16 protein-coding genes, 1 tRNA gene and 1 other RNA gene are annotated in these 17919 nt (G+C 39.2%); 8 read left to right on the top strand and 10 right to left on the bottom strand.

The features are described 5' to 3' along the window. Window positions 1-15 precede the first annotated feature (15 nt). Complete coding sequence (locus ACYPZI_RS08030; RefSeq protein ID WP_459600387.1) at window positions 16-522, top strand: flavodoxin; 507 nt, start codon at window positions 16-18, stop codon at window positions 520-522. An 82-nt stretch (window positions 523-604) separates the two neighbouring features. Here the strand turns inward: ACYPZI_RS08030 and ssrA are convergent. The 3 genes from ssrA to ACYPZI_RS08015 form a co-directional block, all read right to left on the bottom strand. Then, window positions 605-1004: a transfer-messenger RNA gene (gene ssrA / locus ACYPZI_RS08025) on the bottom strand. Between the two features lie 202 nt (window positions 1005-1206). Beyond that, on the bottom strand, window positions 1207-1395 hold the full coding sequence (locus ACYPZI_RS08020) for a hypothetical protein (protein WP_459600385.1): 189 nt from the start codon (window positions 1393-1395) through the stop codon (window positions 1207-1209). A gap of 59 nt (window positions 1396-1454) precedes the next feature. Further along, the gene (locus ACYPZI_RS08015; RefSeq protein ID WP_459600383.1) at window positions 1455-2207 is read right to left on the bottom strand and encodes a Bax inhibitor-1/YccA family protein; all 753 of its coding nucleotides are present in this window, start codon (window positions 2205-2207) and stop codon (window positions 1455-1457) included. 136 nt (window positions 2208-2343) lie between these two features. Between ACYPZI_RS08015 and ACYPZI_RS08010 the strand changes: the two genes are divergently transcribed. Further along, window positions 2344-4677, top strand: a complete 2334-nt coding sequence (locus tag ACYPZI_RS08010; RefSeq protein WP_459600381.1) for a glycoside hydrolase family 20 protein — start codon at window positions 2344-2346, stop codon at window positions 4675-4677. A 141-nt stretch (window positions 4678-4818) separates the two neighbouring features. After that, window positions 4819-4941: a hypothetical protein gene (locus tag ACYPZI_RS08005; RefSeq protein ID WP_459600379.1), complete on the top strand. Its 123-nt coding sequence runs from the start codon at window positions 4819-4821 to the stop codon at window positions 4939-4941. Between the two features lie 88 nt (window positions 4942-5029). Here the strand turns inward: ACYPZI_RS08005 and ACYPZI_RS08000 are convergent, their stop codons facing one another. After that, on the bottom strand, window positions 5030-5626 hold the full coding sequence (locus ACYPZI_RS08000; RefSeq protein ID WP_459600377.1) for an FKBP-type peptidyl-prolyl cis-trans isomerase: 597 nt from the start codon (window positions 5624-5626) through the stop codon (window positions 5030-5032). A gap of 97 nt (window positions 5627-5723) precedes the next feature. Then, window positions 5724-6911: a MalY/PatB family protein gene (locus ACYPZI_RS07995; RefSeq protein WP_459600375.1), complete on the bottom strand. Its 1188-nt coding sequence runs from the start codon at window positions 6909-6911 to the stop codon at window positions 5724-5726. A 208-nt stretch (window positions 6912-7119) separates the two neighbouring features. Between ACYPZI_RS07995 and glmS the strand changes: the two genes are divergently transcribed. Further along, window positions 7120-8964 carry a glutamine--fructose-6-phosphate transaminase (isomerizing) gene (gene glmS, locus ACYPZI_RS07990; protein ID WP_459600373.1) on the top strand — a complete coding sequence of 615 codons (1845 nt, stop codon included), beginning with the start codon at window positions 7120-7122 and terminating at the stop codon, window positions 8962-8964. Between the two features lie 283 nt (window positions 8965-9247). Here glmS and ACYPZI_RS07985 read toward each other — a convergent pair whose 3' ends face one another. Further along, entirely contained in the window at window positions 9248-10030 is a 783-nt protein-coding gene (locus ACYPZI_RS07985; RefSeq protein ID WP_459600371.1) for a helix-turn-helix domain-containing protein, read from the bottom strand. A 268-nt stretch (window positions 10031-10298) separates the two neighbouring features. Between ACYPZI_RS07985 and ACYPZI_RS07980 the strand changes: the two genes are divergently transcribed. Continuing rightward, window positions 10299-10823 carry a Hint domain-containing protein gene (locus tag ACYPZI_RS07980; RefSeq protein WP_459600369.1) on the top strand — a complete coding sequence of 175 codons (525 nt, stop codon included), beginning with the start codon at window positions 10299-10301 and terminating at the stop codon, window positions 10821-10823. Window positions 10824-11225: 402 nt separating this feature from the next. On the opposite strand, the gene ACYPZI_RS07975 is transcribed toward ACYPZI_RS07980, so the two are convergent. Then, complete coding sequence (locus tag ACYPZI_RS07975) at window positions 11226-11675, bottom strand: hypothetical protein (protein WP_459600367.1); 450 nt, start codon at window positions 11673-11675, stop codon at window positions 11226-11228. A gap of 53 nt (window positions 11676-11728) precedes the next feature. Then, window positions 11729-12439 carry an MBL fold metallo-hydrolase gene (locus ACYPZI_RS07970; protein WP_459600365.1) on the bottom strand — a complete coding sequence of 237 codons (711 nt, stop codon included), beginning with the start codon at window positions 12437-12439 and terminating at the stop codon, window positions 11729-11731. A gap of 736 nt (window positions 12440-13175) precedes the next feature. On the opposite strand from ACYPZI_RS07970, the gene ACYPZI_RS07965 reads away from it, so the two are divergent. The 3 genes from ACYPZI_RS07965 to ACYPZI_RS07955 all read left to right on the top strand — a co-directional run bounded on the left by ACYPZI_RS07965 (window position 13176) and on the right by ACYPZI_RS07955 (window position 15688). Then, window positions 13176-15035: an endonuclease/exonuclease/phosphatase family protein gene (locus ACYPZI_RS07965; RefSeq protein WP_459600361.1), complete on the top strand. Its 1860-nt coding sequence runs from the start codon at window positions 13176-13178 to the stop codon at window positions 15033-15035. 108 nt (window positions 15036-15143) lie between these two features. Then, window positions 15144-15217 (top strand) — tRNA-Ile (locus tag ACYPZI_RS07960). A gap of 240 nt (window positions 15218-15457) precedes the next feature. Beyond that, window positions 15458-15688: an Arm DNA-binding domain-containing protein gene (locus ACYPZI_RS07955; protein WP_459600359.1), complete on the top strand. Its 231-nt coding sequence runs from the start codon at window positions 15458-15460 to the stop codon at window positions 15686-15688. Window positions 15689-16055: 367 nt separating this feature from the next. Here ACYPZI_RS07955 and ACYPZI_RS07950 read toward each other — a convergent pair whose 3' ends face one another. Together ACYPZI_RS07950 and ACYPZI_RS07945 are read right to left on the bottom strand one after the other, a co-directional pair. Continuing rightward, entirely contained in the window at window positions 16056-16643 is a 588-nt protein-coding gene (locus tag ACYPZI_RS07950; RefSeq protein ID WP_459600357.1) for an RteC domain-containing protein, read from the bottom strand. A gap of 2 nt (window positions 16644-16645) precedes the next feature. After that, entirely contained in the window at window positions 16646-17542 is an 897-nt protein-coding gene (locus tag ACYPZI_RS07945; protein ID WP_459600462.1) for an IS4 family transposase, read from the bottom strand. Between the last annotated feature and the right edge of the window lie 377 nt (window positions 17543-17919).

Raw genomic sequence — 17919 nt, 5'->3', positions numbered from 1 at the left:
AAAAAATACTGAATAATGAAAAAGATAGGATTGTTTTACGGAACAAATACGACCAAGACAGCCGCTATTGCTAAAAAAATAAGGGAAGCATTCGGCAGCGTCAATATTGATGTTATCGCGGTAGAGGATGCATCTAAAAAAGAATTTGAAAGTTATGATAATATCATCGTCGGGGTATCTACATGGTTCGATGGCGAATTACCTTCTTATTGGGATGAAGTGAAGCCCGAATTGGAATCTTTAAGCCTGGAAGGTAAGAAAGTTGCTGTTTTCGGGCTTGGAGACCAAGTTAAGTATAAGGAGAATTTTATCGATGGGGTAGGTATTCTGGCCGAAACATTCGAATCGGTTGGAGCCAAGGTGGTTGGTTTTACTTCTGTGGAAGGTTATAACTTTGAGAGCTCGCATGCCCGTAGGGATGACAAATTTATGGGGCTGGCAATAGATACGGAAAACCAATCGAAGCTGACTGACGAGCGTGTGAAAAATTGGGTGGAACAATTGAAAAAAGAATTTGATTAAGAAATCGGATTATTATTGCTTAAAAAGATAAATCCGTATAAATCAGACGTTTATACGGATTTGGATTCTTTTGGATTCTTAAAAGTGGAGCTGCGGGGACTTGAACCCCGGTCCAAACAAGGAACTAATCTGCTTTCTACATGCTTATCTCCGCTTTGGTTTTCGTGAACGAGCAAGACCGAAGCCACCAACTCAAACCTTAGCCTCTTTAGTTTCAGATAAAAGCCGAAGCCTCCTTTATCCTATCTCCGATTTGCCTGCACCACCTGATCGGCACGCTTCGAAGCCACAGCTTCCGGGTGATGTCTTGTCCTCACACCTGTGCAAGGATTAAGCTAAAAATCTACTATACTTCGATTAAGCAGCAAGAGCGTAATTGTTATTGCCAGTTAAATTTTTGACGTCTGAGATTATAGTGCCAGCCGACTACGCACTGCATGCTTACAAACCACTTCATCTCGCTGTCAAAGCCAGTCAGCCCCGTTTGTTTGTTACCGTCTGATATGTAACGCTTTAATATCAAATCAGAGATGTTAAGTAACAGACAAGTAACAAAAATGATGAAAATTTGTCTGATCAATATCTGTTACAAAGATAATTCTTTTTGATGTACATAGCAAACACTGCTGAAATTATTCAGGACAAATGAAATTCATTTCATCTGGATTGCTTCGGGCTATCGCCCTACCAATGACAGATTTTTACAACTTGTTTATTATTAGATATTTCAATATTTAACTCGCTTGCCAATCTATTCAGTGTTTTTATTTTACTGGCCAGTAATTGCTCTTCATATTTGACAATGCCTTTTTCTGCATAATCGAGTCCTTTGACCATTACACGCCAATAAAGAACTGCTACTTTTCGTGTCATCGCTTTTATGGCAATGCTCGGGCCTTTTCGCCCCCTTAGCCTTCTGCCGAAAGATCCGATTACCTGCTACTTGCAGCAATTTTTGCCAAAAGACGTAATATTTCAATATACAACCAGATCAAAGTGACCATCAGCCCGAAAGCACCGTACCATTCCATAAATTTAGGAGCCTGATATTCTGCACCCTGTTCGATAAAGTCGAAATCGAGAATCAAATTCAAAGCGGCAATAATAACAACAAACACGCTGATACCTATACCCAGCGGAGTAGCTGCATATGCAGGAGATGTAATTCCAAAAAACGACAAAATTAAACTTACTAAATAAAATATAGCAATAGCCCCTGTTGCGATAATAACAACACTCCTGAACTTTTGCGTTGCACGTATCACCTTAAAATAATATAAAGCAAGCATGATAGTAGTAACAGCAAATGTCAGTATGATTGCCTGCAAAGCAATACCCGGATAATAGGCATTGAGCATAACGGAGATTCCTCCCAGCACAAAACCTTCAAGTATGGCATAAACAGGAGATAGATAAGGAGCAAGTTCTTTTTTGAATGTGATAATAAGCGCTGTAACAAGCCCACCTATAAGACCTATCCAGAATAGAGGCATGACAAGACCGGAATAAGACAGACTACCAAACATATTCCATGTAACAATAGCTCCGAATGCAACCAAAGCCAATAATATACCTGTCTTGCCTATAGTCCCGTTAACGGTCATGGCCTGACTGGCGTCGGTAGCTTGTCCGACCTTCTCGAATACGTTTTTTAATGATGGATTTCCTGATTTAAATAAAGCCATATCAATGTAATTTTAAAGTTTTTATAATCGCTGTAAAGATACATATTTTTTTTTCGAAACTATTTGAATTTTAATAGTCTTATCCAAAAGTTAAAATCTTATCTTTACACACTGAATATTAAATACAACAATCTAAATGAAAACATTTCGGAAAACCATTTTATTTCTTCTATCATTTATGACTATTTCGTGCTTTGCCATTACTTCCTTACCAAAGGCTAACTATCAGGTAGTGCCGTTACCGCAAAGTATATCCACTATTGCAGGTGGAGATTTTACGCTGGATAGTAAAACTGTAATTGTTTACACCAAAGGAAATGCAGTACAAAAACAAACTGCCGGATTTCTGGCTGAGTATATAAAATTCGGTACCGGACTTGATCTTAAAATAACAGATAAGAAGACCGATGCAAATGCCATCGTCCTGAAATCGGACAACAAGGACGAAAAACCCGAATCTTATATCCTTACCGTTAATAGCAGACAGATCGTCATCGACGGGGCAGACGAAGCAGGTATATTCTACGGTGTGCAAACGTTGCGTAAATCAATCCCTGCCAATATTCAAGGGACATCGATAGCCTTCCCTGCCGTGGAGATAAAAGATTATCCGCGATTTGGTTATAGAGGTATGATGCTCGACGTAGGACGCCATATGTTCCCGGTTGAATTTATCAAAAAGTATATCGACATTCTGGCTCTTCATAATATCAACCGCTTTCACTGGCATCTGACCGAAGACCAAGGCTGGCGGATAGAAATAAAAAAATATCCCGAACTGACAAAAGCCGGGGCATACCGTGAACAAACCGTTATAGGAAGAAACACCGGCGAATATGACGGAAAACCATATGGCGGATATTATACGCAAGAAGAGGTAAAAGATATCGTAGCCTACGCGCAGAAAAGATTTATAACTATTATCCCTGAAATAGATCTTCCCGGACATATGCTGGCCGCCCTGACTACATATCCTGATCTGGGTTGCACGGGAGGCCCGTACAAAGTATCGCAGCTATGGGGAGTATTCGACGATGTACTGTGTGCCGGAAACGAAGACACATATACGTTCCTTGAAGGGGTATTTTCGGAACTGATAGAATTATTCCCGTCGGAATATATCCATGTGGGAGGTGACGAATGCCCGAAAAACAGATGGAAAGAATGCCCGAAATGTCAGGCAAAGATAAAAGAACTCGGATTGACGGACGACCCGGAACATTCAAAAGAAAATAAGCTTCAAAGCTATGTTATTTCGCGGATAGAAAAATTCCTGAACAGCAAAGGCCGCCAGATAATCGGCTGGGACGAGATACTGGAAGGCGGGCTGGCTCCAAATGCCACCGTTATGTCGTGGCGGGGAATAGAAGGAGGTATTGCTGCCGCTAAAGAACATCATGACGTGATTATGGTACCGACTTCTCACCTTTACTTCGATTATTACCAAACAAGAGATGTAGACCACGAGCCATTAGGAATTGGAGGATATGTTCCTATCGAAAAGGTATATAATTTTGATCCTGTACCAAAAGAACTTACATTGGAAGAGCAGAAATACATTATCGGAACACAGGCTAACCTTTGGACAGAATACGTACCGACTTCCAGCCATGTGGAATATATGGTTATGCCACGCATCGCAGCATTGAGCGAAGTGCAATGGACTATGCCCGGAAAGAAGAATTATGAATTATTCCTGCACCGGCTCGACGGTTTGATGAAGCTATACAAGAAATCAGGTTATAACTATGCAACACATGTCACTGACATTTCTGCCAAAATAGAAACCGACACAAACAAAAAAGCCATCGTCGTAACATTGTTCACATACGACAATGCGCCGGTATATTATACTCTCGACGGGAGTGAACCGTCCGTCAATAGTATGAAGTACACCGGACCTATTGAAATAAAATCGACGGCAAAAATCAGAGCTGTAGCCATCAGAGATAATGATAAGAGCAAAGAATATACGAATCAATTTGAGTTCAATAAAGCTACATTAAAAAATGTAGAGTTAGTATCGGTTCCTCACAAAAATTATACTGCCTATGGACCTGTCACTCTCGTTAATGGAACCAGAGGAGGAAATTCTCATGCAAACGGAGAATGGCTTGGTTTTGTAGGTAAAGATTTTGAAGCAATCGTAGATCTGGAAACAGCGACAGACATTTCGCAAGTTACTGTCGGCACATACATGGGCATCAGTGCTTGGATTTTCGGAGTAACAGAATATACTATATCTGTGTCAAACGATGGAATCGATTACAAGCAGGTATTCAGCAAACAGTATCCGGTAAGAGAAGAAAATGATACTAGAGATATTACGGTAGATGTGAATGCCGAGTTTCCGACAATAAAAGCCCGTTATGTAAAAATAATAGCCAAACCAACCAACTCAATGCCCGGCTGGCATGCAGGGAAAGGCAAAAGGGCTTTTGTATTCATTGATGAGATAATAATAAAATAAAGACATCCTTGATCGTCAGAAAAATAAATTATATATTAGCAATTATATAAACCATTAAATGATAAGGATATGAATCAAAAAAAATCAGGCAATTTTCTAATCGGCTTAGGAGTTGCGATCATTATGATTTCACTTATTTACATGATAATCAATCTTTCTAATGCTGATAATTTCATCAATACATGGATGGCTTTTATGGTAGCAGGAACATCATCTGTATTTTGGGGAGCCATCTCATTATTTCTTAAGAAGAAACAAGTTTAAATGTAACTGATAATCATAAAGAATAAAAAAGAGGGTGTGTCAAAAGGTCTTTGACTCACCCTCATTTTATTTATGTAAATTCTTATTATTAGTGTCCGCCACAGCCGCAACCCGAGCCACAACCGCCGGCCATTTCTTTCTCGCTTCCACAACCGCAAGAATCCTCTTCGCCATCGCCACAGCCACAGCCACAACCCTGAGGAGCAAATAACGCGGCGATTTCTTCAGGAGTAGACTCTCTTACGACAAGCACTTTTCCCGAAAAGTTCAAAGTTTCACCGGCTAATGGATGATTAAAGTCCATCTTGATCACATCCTCTTTAACTTCTACTACCGAACCGTTCAACCGGTTACCGTTAGTATCCATCATCGGTACGGTATTTCCTTCGAAGATAACCTCTTCATTCAACACACCGTCTTGTTCGAATATATTGCGGGGAAGATCCACTATCGCATCATCATCGTATTCACCATATGCTTCGTCCGGAGTCAACACAAAGTCGAATGCATCGCCTTCAGCCATTCCGTCGAGGTTCTTTTCGAAAGCCTCAAGCATAGAGTTTGTTCCAAAGATGAATTCCAGTGGAGTTTCATCTGTAGCTCTTTCCATTAGTTCACGTTCCTCACCCTCGCCCACATTCAAGTCGTAAGACAAAGAAACAAACTTATTTGTAGAAATTTTCATTTTAATATAGTTGTTTAGATTAATAACCAAGCTTTTTGCAGCTTTTATTTTATACTTTGTAAACAATAATCGTGCCCAATTTGCTCTGTAAACAAATTTAAGAACGAGTTTGTTTCGTTTCGATTGCTTTTTTAAGATTATCCAACGCTTTTTCAATATTGGCACGTGGGGTACCTACATTCATGCGCATATAGCCTTCGCCGCCAGCCCCGAACATAACCCCATCATTTAGCGCCAATTTGGCATCGTCGACAAATAATGAAACTAATTCCTTTTGTGACAGACTTAACTCCCGGCAATCGAGCCATACCAGGAACGACGCCTCCGGAATCATTGCTTTTATCTGAGGAATATTAACTTTCAAATATTCATCTACAAAAGTAATATTATTCCAGATATAATTTTTTGCTTCCGACAGCCATTCTCCGCCATTCTCATAAGCAGCCTGTGCAGCCAGATAAGCAAAAATATGACCTTCTTCGAGCTCGCTGCTTTGCAGATATTTGTTGAATTTATCCCTCAATTCTTTATTCGGAATAATGGAATAGGAACTGACAATACCTGCAATATTAAAAGTCTTGCTTGGCGCCATAAATGTTATGCTGTTTTGCGCTGCTTTCTCAGAAACACCGGCAAATGGGACATGCTTGTTAGGAGCGAATGCCAGATCGGAATGTATCTCATCTGATATGACCAATATATTATTATCGTAACATATTTCGGCTATATCAGCCAGTTCTTGCTTTGTCCAAACCCTACCGCCCGGATTGTGAGGATTGCACAGAATCAATAACTTACAGTCCGCATCTATAATCTTCTTCAGCCCGTCCAGATCCATCTTGTACTGTCCGGCATCCAATACCAGCTGATTATCGACTATCGGCCTGTGATGCAAAGTTGGAATAATACGGAAAGGATGATATACAGGAGGCTGAATAATCACTTTATCCTGTTTTGTAGTAAAACAATCTATCACAAAGGCGATGCCTTTTACAATACCCGGTATAAATGTCAGCCACTCTTGTTCTATTTTCCAATTATGCTGACTACCGACCCAGTTGATAATAGAGTCATAATATGATTGAGCCGGGCATGTATAACCAAAAATACCATGCTTAGCTCTCTCTATTATAGCCTCGGAAACAGCAGGAGGCGACAAAAAATCCATATCCGCGACCCACAATGATATCAGATCGGCATTTCCATATCTGGGAAGCAAGGCATCAGTCTTTAAAGCATTCGTTCCCCGGCGATCAATTATTTTATCAAAATTATATTTAGACATAAACAACTTTTTTATTTATCGATCGCAAAGGTAAACAAATAATCTGCTCGAAGATTCTCTTTTTTAATATTATAAAGTAAACAAAAGTCAACGGCATATTTACAGAAAGGCACATTTACACCAAAACAATTGTCACAAATCACACATTTAGCCAACTTTACTCCTATATGAAACTTTTTATTTACTTTTACCACCAAAAAGAAATATTATGTGTGGAATAGTAGGTTATATAGGTTTTAGGGAAGCATATCCCATTTTAATAAAAGGACTTCACAGACTGGAATATAGAGGATACGATAGCGCAGGTGTGGCTATCATAAACAAAGACAACAAATTATCGGTATATAAAGCCAAAGGGCGAGTTCAGGATCTTGAAGATTATGCACGCGATAAAGATATTGAGGGCACTATAGGTATTGCTCATACCCGTTGGGCTACTCATGGTGAACCAAGTAATGTTAATGCCCATCCACATTACTCGCAAACCGAATCATTAGCTTTGATACATAATGGTATTATCGAGAATTACGCCGTACTAAAAGCCCAGCTCACCAATGAAGGATATACCTTTCAGAGTAGTACAGATACAGAAGTATTGGTGCAACTAATTGAATATATCAAACAACTGCATAAGTGCGACCTGTTCGCAGCGGTACAAATAGCCTTAAATCAAGTAGTCGGCGCATATGCCATAGCCGTGATAGAGAAAGGAAATCCAGACCAGATCATAGCAGCACGCAAAAGTAGTCCACTCGTAGTTGGCGTAGGCGAAGGCGAGTTTTTCCTGGGCTCCGACGCCTCTCCTATTATAGAATATACGAACAAAGTAATCTATTTGGATGACGAGGAAATCGCTGTTATAAAGCGTGATGAAGAGCCAAAAATCGTTACCATTTCGAATATAGAGAAAACTCACGAAATAAAAGAGCTTGAGATGAACCTCAGTCAGCTGGAACGAGGGGGGTATCCCCATTTCATGTTGAAAGAAATATTCGAACAACCCGACACATTAGAAAGTTGTATGAGTGGCCGGATCAATATCGAGGGTACAAATGTCGTTTTGTCCGGAATCATTGACCATAAAGAGAAATTCATCAATGCCCGTAGAATCATTATTATAGCTTGTGGAACTTCCTGGCATGCAGGACTGATCGGAGAATATCTGTTCGAAGAGTTTTGTCGCATACCAGTGGAGGTGGAATACGCATCGGAGTTCAGATACCGGAATCCGGTTATTTACCCCGACGATGTCATCGTTACCATCTCTCAATCGGGAGAAACGGCCGATTCTCTTGCGGCCATCGATCTGGCGCGCAAAGCAGGAGCGTTCGTTTACGGAGTATGTAATGTAGTAGGATCATCCATTCCAAGAAATACAGATTCGGGATCTTATACGCATTGCGGACACGAAATCGGGGTGGCTTCGACTAAGGCGTTTACTGCACAGGTAACCGTTCTTACGATGATGGCATTGGCCATTGGGAAGGAAAAAGGCTCTGTAGAAAACAGCCGCTATTTAGAGATCATAAAGGAATTACAAAAAATACCGGAGAAAATAGAAAAAACCCTATCGTTGAACGATAAGATAAAAGAATTGTCATTGATTTTCACTTATGCCCAGAATTTTATCTATTTAGGGCGTGGATACAACTACCCGATAGCGCTTGAAGGAGCCTTGAAACTGAAAGAAATATCCTATATACATGCGGAAGGTTATCCGGCTGCCGAGATGAAGCACGGACCAATAGCGCTTATAGACAACGAAATGCCCGTGGTAACAATAGCAACAAACAGTGCCATATACGAAAAAGTTGTAAGCAACATACAGGAAATCAAAGCGCGAAAAGGCCGCGTGATAGCTATTATCAACGAAGGAGATGAAACGATGAAAGCTTTGGCTGACCATTATATTGAAATTCCCCTGACAACGGAATGCCTTGATCCGCTACTAACTGCTATACCTATGCAATTGCTTGCTTATCATATAGCTGTAAATAAAAACAGGGATGTAGACATGCCTCGAAACCTGGCGAAATCTGTAACTGTCGAGTAAAACAGGTCTCTGATTAATATAGAAAAAGGGGTTGAACATTCATCCCCTTTTCTTGTAAATATTAAGTTAATTTATGTAAAAAGCCCGCAAATTCACTTCGCAGACTTTCCAACCTTAACACAAACTTTACAAAACTACACAATAATAGAGTTAAATTAAAAACCTAGTCAGGTTTAAATTTAAACTTAAATATACTCCTCATATATTTATATCACAAATATAGCGGATATAAGGATAATTAAAATTACGAAAAACGACCCTGTTTTACATAATTCGTACCCATTTAAGACTTATTATTCAGGAATGATTTGTTTTGGCGGATTTTACCCGGAGTGGCACCAAAATTAGCTTTACAAAAGTCATTAAAATGAGAAGGAGATGAAAATCCATGCTCATCGCTTATTTCTTTAAATGATTTTAGAGTGCTGTTGATTTCGTGGAAAATAGATTTTAAACGCTCTTTTTTCATCCAATGGTATGCGGAAACACCAAATACTTTTTTAAAACGCTTTTGGAAACCAGATAAGCTATAATGTAATATATCAGCTAACTCTTGGACTGTTTTCGCCTTATAATGACTCTTCAAAACCTGATCTGAAAAAGAAATATTCCGACTTAACAATAAATAAAAGAAGCTAAAAAGTTCTTCTTTTGTGTAATAGGCTCTCAAGATAAAAAATAACTCCTTAACTTTCAAATCTAAATAGAAGATACATTTCAATCCGTCGCCAACACATTCGTCCATAAAAGAAAGGAATGAACTCAACCTCTCTTTTATATCCAAATAATATAATCCGGGAATAAAACTATCATCCTTTTCATGCAATAGCATATCAAGAGAATAACAATCGCAAAGCTGCATTGTTTCTAACAAACGTATAACAATCAGGCTCGATTCTTCTACTGCACGGCCTAACAGCTGGCTACCAGCAGGGAGCACCATCATTTGACCTTTTGAAATTGTTCTATCAAGATATTCCCCAAAAGAGAAGCGCAGATTACCTTCGAGAATAAATACAACAAGATTATCCTCAGAAAACACTTCCCAGGATTGTTCTTTTTTCAACTTCGACTTATCAAAAACAGATCGACTTCCTTTTTCGTAATTAAAACAGGATATATGTTCGTGAGGATATAATAGTTCTACCATTACCATTGTATTTTGTCGCTAAGCTATTGCTTATCTGATACAGACACAAAATTATATAAAATAATGTAATATGCAATTGATATTCTCAGGTTTTATAAGTGAATATATGATTTGTTATTAAGTTTTGAATACTATATTCAAAATATTTTTATCTTTGCATAAACTTTACACAAAATCATTCATTATGAAAACAAACGTTCTGTTACTCATGCTCGCATGTCTTTTTGCTTTTAATCTCAGCATCAATGCTCAAAGCAGGATTGCTATCGGCACATGGGTAGTTATGGCAGATGACACAAGAAAAAATGTGGATAATATTGCGGTAGGAGATGTTGTTCTATCATACGATTACACAAAGAAAGTATACGAAAAGAAGAAAGTTACATCTATCGATAAAGTCATGTACAGTCGTATGGTACGACTAGTTCTTGAAAATAAACGACAAATATTAGCGTCTTCCGACCTGCCGTTTTGGGGCGAAGAGGGATGGGTATCTACTAATCCCGAATTATCCGCCGAAAATCCTCTGTATAAAGACATAAAAGAAGCTAAAACAGGAAATTATTTGTACTATTATGATATATTAAGTACTTCTTCCGACCGGATTGCCTTTGTCGAAGGAATAATGGAGCCAATGATGGCTTATACTATACAAATTGAGGGAGGAGGAGCCATTATAGCAAATAGCTTTATAATAGGGACGAACTAAGTCAGGGCTTAAATCAAAAATAAGAAACTGTTTGAATTATATTGGGAGACGTTGTCCGTCATATTTACTAAAATTAATGGACGAACGTTTTCCTGTTTTTTTATATACACCATCTAAAAAATATATAAATTTGAATACTCGTAATTAAACCATTCATTATATACTTTGTCCTAATAATAAAAGAAGTACAATGAAAAAGCTTATACTAACCATATTCTCTATTATATTCATCTTCACAGCTTGTGGCACATTACAAGTAGCGGACGTAGCGAGATTGTCACCGGGAATGACACAAATCGAGGTAGATCGCATTCTGGGTAATCCTGTTCGTATACTGTCATCATCATATATTCAGGATGGAGAAATAAATGTGTATGAATATATAACATATCGGAATGAGTCTTATGCAGTGGAGTTTCTCAATGGAAGGCTTAACAGATACGACTTTATGTATGAAAATGTACCGCCTGCCATTATTGAACCAAATCCTGTCCCTGTATACCCGGTATATCCGGTCCGTCCAACAACTCCTGTTAGACCACAACCGGAGAAACCTGCTCCGACAGTCAGGCCACAACCGGAAAGACCGGCAATACGCCCTGCCGATACTAACAAGCCTGAGACGACAAGGCCTACAACTCCACCTTCTGGCTCAACTACAACAGGCAGACCGGCAACACGTCCAACAGAGACTAGCAGACCAAGTTCAAATAGCAAACCTGAAACCTCCAGACCGACTACGCGTCCTTCGAGCACAACCTCTACTAGTAGGCCTGCTACGAGAACAACGACTACAGAAACATCAACAACAAAAACTAATTCGGAAGAAAAGAAAACTGAGGAACCTAGCAAATAACTATTGCTTGATAACGAAAGAAGCAGTCACCGTCTTCTTATAGATTATATTAAAACAGTATGCTTTCTCCGGTCTGTTTCCAGCGAATGCACTTGCAGCCTTTATTCAAAGCAATCCCGGCAAAAGCCGCAGCCTTGTCGTAAGCCTCATCGAAATGCATAGGAGCTAAAATATCTGTTTGTATGGCATCAACAAATTGCTCCGCACCTTTCATATAATCTTTACCTAAACGCGGATCTATCGGGAACATCGCCAAATCGAGATGCTTAACATTTGCTGCTAATAAGTCCAACTCTCTTTGATAAAAATCTTCTGCCTCTTTTATTTCATCTTCGGTAGATTCTTCATTCCAATGCCAGTTGTTCAGATCTCCCGCATGGAATATGACTTTGCCTTCAGCTTTTATAAGAAAAGACACACCCAGATCGGTAGATCCATAAGCCTGAATAGACAAAGTCTCATCTTTGTAAAAACCGGACTTATCCAGATAAACAGCATCGCTATCTTTTGCGAGTTTATGACTCAGAATATCTTTCGAGAAAATATATATAATATCGGGGTGCTCATTCTTCCAATTTAAAATTTCCTTATTGAAATGGTCATGATGTGAGTGAGTAGAAAGAATATACAATTTTCCCTTTGTATTCAAAAGGTTATTCCTCACCACTTCGTTCTCCGAATCTTTATAATAATCAATTATTATAGTAAAATTCTCCGCTTCTATAGCATAACCACTATGATATATATATGTCAATTTCATCTCTCACATTATTTTTAGTATTCAAATATAAAGAATAAGTAAGCGACAAAAAACATTGATAACATTATATAACACTTCTTTTGTTGGTAATGCGAATCAGTAGTTGAAACGTTCGATTATTTTCTACTGCGCGCAATCAAAGATTGCTTGCGTTCCTTTTGCCCAAAGCCGCAAAAGGAACCAAAAAGGCTTTTGCGCCCCGCTTCAACGTCCGACCCATAACGGACTTAAAGGCTAAACAAAAAAACTCGCTCCAAGTTTTATATAATTATGAATCATTAGATAAGCTCAAACACGTTTTTGTTTTTAACGCCTTTTTCGTCCTATGGGTGCCCCGTACTTGAAGCTAACGGCGCAGCTAAAGCCAGACAAGGCAGCCGCTTGTCGTGCGTCAGCCTCCCGCGCATTAGTTCCGCAGGCGCGGCAGTGATGAGCATATGTTGAGAACGCAAGCAATCTGTGATTGCGCGCAGAAGAAAAGGATGAAAATAACCGAACGTTTTCACATTACAGGAATAACTTTTTAACTACTGATTGACATTAGTAATAAAAAAGAATAAAGTGAAGTTTGGGCTCCTTCACTTTATTCGGCTAGTATAACAGTTGTTGTTGAGGAAGTATATTATTATGATGATTGATGAGAACAAAAAGTTGCATGAAAATATTATTTTTTTTGAAAAATTATATAAATTGCTTATTTTTAGCTACTTTTACAATGCACTTATATTTAAAACACATGAAAAAAATCATTTTACTAAGTATATTAGTTTCGTTTTTTCACACACTATCTGCTCAGCAGGAACAGTTTCCCCGAGAAGAAAATACACATAGAATTTTAAGTTATAATATTCGCAATGCCAAGGGCATGGATAATATAACAGATTACAAGCGTATTGCTGATGTTATAGAATCGGTATCTCCCGACATAGTCATGTTGCAGGAGGTGGACAGCGTAACTGAACGCAGCAACAGAACTGACGTGCTAAATAAACTCGCCGATATAACCAAAATGTACTCTGCGTATGCTCCTGCAATATCATATCAAGGAGGAAAATACGGCATCGGTGTTCTTTCAAAGAAGCGTCCGTTATCATGGAGCAGCATATCTCTACCCGGCCGGGAAGAAGCCCGCGCCTTGTTGAAAGTAGAGTTCAACGACTATATTATTTTCTGCACACACTTGTCCCTAACCCAGGAGGACAGGCTGGCTTCAGTAAAGATAATAGAAGAACAAGCAGAATTATATAATAAGCCCATAATTCTGGCAGGCGATCTAAATGCAAGTCCCGATTCGGAAGAAATAAAGAAATTGGGCACAACATGGAAACTGTTGAGCAACACTAAAATCCCTACTTTTCCCTCGAAGGAACCAAGAAGTACAATCGATTACATAGCCGGATATACAGGAAAGGGATATGGTTACTCCACAATTCAATTCCACGTTATCAACGAACCAATGGCATCAGACCATAGACCATTATTGGCAGATATCAGGTTGAAGACCGACGCGAATAAAGTCATGCGCACAGAACCGTATCTGCAAAATCCTTCTACCGACGGGATGACTATAATGTGGTTGACAAATGTGCCTTGCCGCAGTTGGGTAGAGTACGGCACCGACAGTACCAACATGAAGCGCGCACGTACTTTTATAGAAGGAGAGATGATAGCCAATAATAAAATTAACCGCATCCGGCTGGAAGGTTTGGCTCCGGGAACAAAATATTACTATCGTGCTGTTTCGCAAGAAATAACTTTGTACGAGCCTTACAAAAAAGAATTCGGTGATACTATCCGGACTCCTATTTCTTCTTTCACGACGTGGGACGATAGTCAAAAAGACTTTACCGTTCTTGTATTTAACGACATCCACGACAACTATGCCCTATTCGACAAATTATATGCACAAGTAAAAGATACCGGATATGAGGCTGTAATCTTCAACGGGGACTGTATTGCCGATGTGCAAAGCGAATCTGTTGCTGTAAAGAGTATATCACACTATTGTAAAACAGTAGGAGGCAACAACATTCCTACCATGTTTATCAGGGGAAACCACGAAACACGAGGGGCATATTCTATGTTCTTGTGGAACTTGTTAGAGAAAAAAGGAGGCTCCCATACCTATGGCGGCTTTAATCTGGGTGATACACGTTTCGTTCTACTCGACTGCGGAGAAGATAAACGCGACGATCATTGGGTATATTACGACATGAATGACTTTACCCAATATAGGATAGACCAAGCAGAATATCTAAAAAAAGAGATTGCATCGAAAGAATTTAAAGCAGCAAATAAGCGTATACTCATTCATCATATCCCCATATACGGAAGAAATCAGGATTCGTACAACCCATGCAGAGACTTATGGGAAGGAATATTATCGAAGGCATCTTTTAATATATCGCTCAACGCACATACTCACAAGTTCGAATATATACCTAAAGGAAAAAATGGGAATAATTACCCTGTTATGATCGGAGGAGGGCCGAGCGAAAAGGGCGCAACGGTGGCTATCCTTCAAAAGAAAGGAAACAAGCTGACGATGAGAGTATTGAACACAACCGGAGAGACCATGCTGGATCTTGATTTATAGCATTTCTAAATAAACCAGGGCTTCTCGGATGTTTTTCGCATAAATGTTTGCTGGTTTCAACAAAAAGCAGTAATATTGCAACCGATTTCGGGATAACCTCAAAAATCAGGTCCTATAGCTCAGTTGGTTAGAGCACATGACTCATAATCATGGGGTCCTTGGTTCAAGCCCAAGTGGGACCACAAAAGTAAAAAGCAAAACAAAGCAAGTTCTTGAAATTGAATAGATTTCAGGGACTTTGTGTTTTGAGGGGAGAGCAAAAAACAGCGGTTTTGAGCAGGCTTCCGGTGGTAAAACAGTGGGACATTGGATTCCACGAAAAAGGCCCACCAATTCGATTTTAATTCGCAGGTTTTCAATATTTTGCACAGCGTGATTCTGAAAGCAAAGAAGTAATTTTGTTATTGGAAATTCACTAAAAAATGGGTAAAATAAAAAGGAAGTCTTTTAGAGTTTTGTTTTTCCTGCGCAAGGGAAAACTGTTGAAGAATGGGGAAGCTCCCATTTGTATGCGTCTTACAGTTGATGGTCGTATGTGCGACATCCTGATTAAGCGCAGTATCCTGCCTGAACAGTGGAATCAAACAAAAGAGTGCGCCAAAGGTCAGGGGCGAAATGCCGAAGAACTGAACAGGTACATCGAATCAATATGATAACTAAATATTATTATATAAGGAAGCTAAAATTACAAAAGGAAAAAACCGAAAAAATACTCATAAAAAGGGAATAATCAAGTCAGGTATAACTAAGGTGTTTTTATAAATGAGATGATAAAAAAGCGTGGAATTTACACTGTTTCATCGTAAGCGGTACTGGCATACCTTTTTGCGAAACATGTAATCCCACGCCATACTTACGTATAGCATGAACATTACACTTTTCATCCCGTTTTTCTTGAAAATTGCCAGTTTTCTACGATGAGACGTTCAGCGAACGTTATGTTATATACTCATAAAGTATTAAAAAAACACTTCAGATGGTTCCTATTTTACATCTGCAAAGATAATAGATTCAACGGGATTATTTGTTATCGTCTTCATCCATTCTTCGCCTTAATGCATCAATCATACGATTCAGATATTCTGTACGGTCAATTTTTCTCTTGCGTATATCCCCATATATCTGGAAGATGTTACTCATATCCACATCGAATAAATCTCCCAGCTCTTTAGCCAGAACGTTGATATTTACATTCCCAAAACAAACACTTCCTAAAGAATCAATCCCATAAATAATTTCCCCCAAGGCAGTTTTCTTTTCTGTCCATTTTAAGCCGGAATGAAAATCCAGATAGGGCTCAATCTCCATACCCTCTTGCTGCAACTTTGCAAGTTTAACATTAAGATAGGCTGAGAGTTTTTCGTTTGCCAGGATTTGGGTCATCTTTAGACCATAACAGGTAGAGAAACAACAGTTCCTCTCAAAATAAGAACTGTCAACGTGCAATTGAATGCAGGGTTTTCTCCGCAGGAAATAAATCTGGTCTAAATGTGTACTTCCTGAACGATAGTATTGGTAAAATTCCGAATTCATATCGAAAAAGAATTTAATTTGATTTTGGATCAGTTCCAGATACTCTTTGCGACTTTCGATACTACCGGCCGGCATTCTTAATTTAAAAATTCATATTTATAATTGTTATACTTTTCTGTTTTTCTGAATAAAACTTCTATTATTCCAGTATTTTCAATTTTGGGTACTCTCCAGAATTTTTTAATCTTGAGGTGCTGCTTGATCCATTTGAAGAACAGCTCCACTTGCCATCGGTTCTTGTAGAGATTGGCAACCTGCAAAGCAGTGATGTGCTTGGCATTGGTGATGTAAACGAATTCGCGTTTATCTACCTCATCCCAATATCGGACAAGTCGCAGTTCCACCGGATAGACACCGGCAGTCTTAAGTCCAGCCAATCTGATGGTACAATCAGAGAGAATGTTCTTGGGCAGACGACGTTTCCATTTGGTTACTTTGTACTGCATATTCTTTTTTGCCCGGATAACGAAGTAAGACCTCATAAGATGTATCTTATAGAGCCTTTTGAAATCATTGTAAGCTCTGTCAAATATGTAATAAGACCCTGGTTCATAAGGAATCACATCTATTACCTTCACATCATTCATCTTCGCTTCGGTGATATGAATGAAGGCCGGGATATAAGTTTCGACATCGTACAACGTGTGTAGTTTGATACCGCTTTTGTGCTTGCGGAACTTTGTACAAGGGAAAAGTTTTATACACAGGTCTATCGTGGATGAATCAAACGCATAGACATTTCCGCTCAGTTTGAAGATGTGGTCAACACGTTTGTGTCGGGCTTCCTCTATTATGTAGTAGGCAAACTCCTCAAAGATGCGAGAGTCGCGGTTCTCATTGGCCTTTGACAAATTGCTTCCGGTCACATACTTGCCGACACCGAGATGATATCGCTTCGCCTGATGAGCTTCAAGTGCAACGATCAAGTCACGCAAACTTTCACGGTTGCAGAGTTGACCGAACATCAAAGTCAAGAGTTGGTTCCGCTTCAAATGCTAAACCCGCCTGTAGCCTGACTTTCCAGTGGACGATCAAAAACGGGATGCTGACATTGATTTACGACCTCCGCTGGTGCTTGAGATAGGCGGAATGTATATCAAGGGAAACCTCTTAAAAGGCACTTTGCATATGGATGGAGAAGAGGATATGCCGATTACGCTAACGCGGAAGAAATGAAAATGAAATATATACATGTAAGCTGTAACTGAGTAAATAAAAAAACTAAAAAAAACGGAATAAAACGATGGGAACAGTTGTGAAAAAGATAAAGAACAGGGGAAGGAATGTGAGGACCGGACCGCAGGCTCAGGCTCCGAGCATAGTGGCTAACGGTACTGTTTTCACCGGTGAG

It is taken from the genome of Dysgonomonas reticulitermitis, assembly GCF_054601275.1.
The sequence above is the reverse complement of the archived record's forward strand: the minus strand, read 5'-3'. Positions and strand labels throughout refer to the sequence as shown.

Excerpts from the sequence above, each read along its gene's own strand:
- ACYPZI_RS07970 (WP_459600365.1), bottom strand. The coding sequence starts at position 12,439 with ATGAAATTGACATATATATATCATAGTGGTTATGCTATAGAAGCGGAG.
- ACYPZI_RS08030 (WP_459600387.1), top strand. The coding sequence starts at position 16 with ATGAAAAAGATAGGATTGTTTTACGGAACAAATACGACCAAGACAGCC.
- ACYPZI_RS07995 (WP_459600375.1), bottom strand. The coding sequence starts at position 6,911 with ATGTCTAAATATAATTTTGATAAAATAATTGATCGCCGGGGAACGAAT.
- ACYPZI_RS07965 (WP_459600361.1), top strand. The coding sequence starts at position 13,176 with ATGAAAAAAATCATTTTACTAAGTATATTAGTTTCGTTTTTTCACACA.
- ACYPZI_RS07980 (WP_459600369.1), top strand. The coding sequence starts at position 10,299 with ATGAAAACAAACGTTCTGTTACTCATGCTCGCATGTCTTTTTGCTTTT.
- ACYPZI_RS07955 (WP_459600359.1), top strand. The coding sequence starts at position 15,458 with ATGGGTAAAATAAAAAGGAAGTCTTTTAGAGTTTTGTTTTTCCTGCGC.
- ACYPZI_RS08020 (WP_459600385.1), bottom strand. The coding sequence starts at position 1,395 with ATGACACGAAAAGTAGCAGTTCTTTATTGGCGTGTAATGGTCAAAGGA.
- ACYPZI_RS08000 (WP_459600377.1), bottom strand. The coding sequence starts at position 5,626 with ATGAAAATTTCTACAAATAAGTTTGTTTCTTTGTCTTACGACTTGAAT.
- glmS (WP_459600373.1), top strand. The coding sequence starts at position 7,120 with ATGTGTGGAATAGTAGGTTATATAGGTTTTAGGGAAGCATATCCCATT.
- ACYPZI_RS08005 (WP_459600379.1), top strand. The coding sequence starts at position 4,819 with ATGATAATCAATCTTTCTAATGCTGATAATTTCATCAATACATGGATG.
- ACYPZI_RS07950 (WP_459600357.1), bottom strand. The coding sequence starts at position 16,643 with ATGCCGGCCGGTAGTATCGAAAGTCGCAAAGAGTATCTGGAACTGATC.
- ACYPZI_RS08015 (WP_459600383.1), bottom strand. The coding sequence starts at position 2,207 with ATGGCTTTATTTAAATCAGGAAATCCATCATTAAAAAACGTATTCGAG.
- ACYPZI_RS08010 (WP_459600381.1), top strand. The coding sequence starts at position 2,344 with ATGAAAACATTTCGGAAAACCATTTTATTTCTTCTATCATTTATGACT.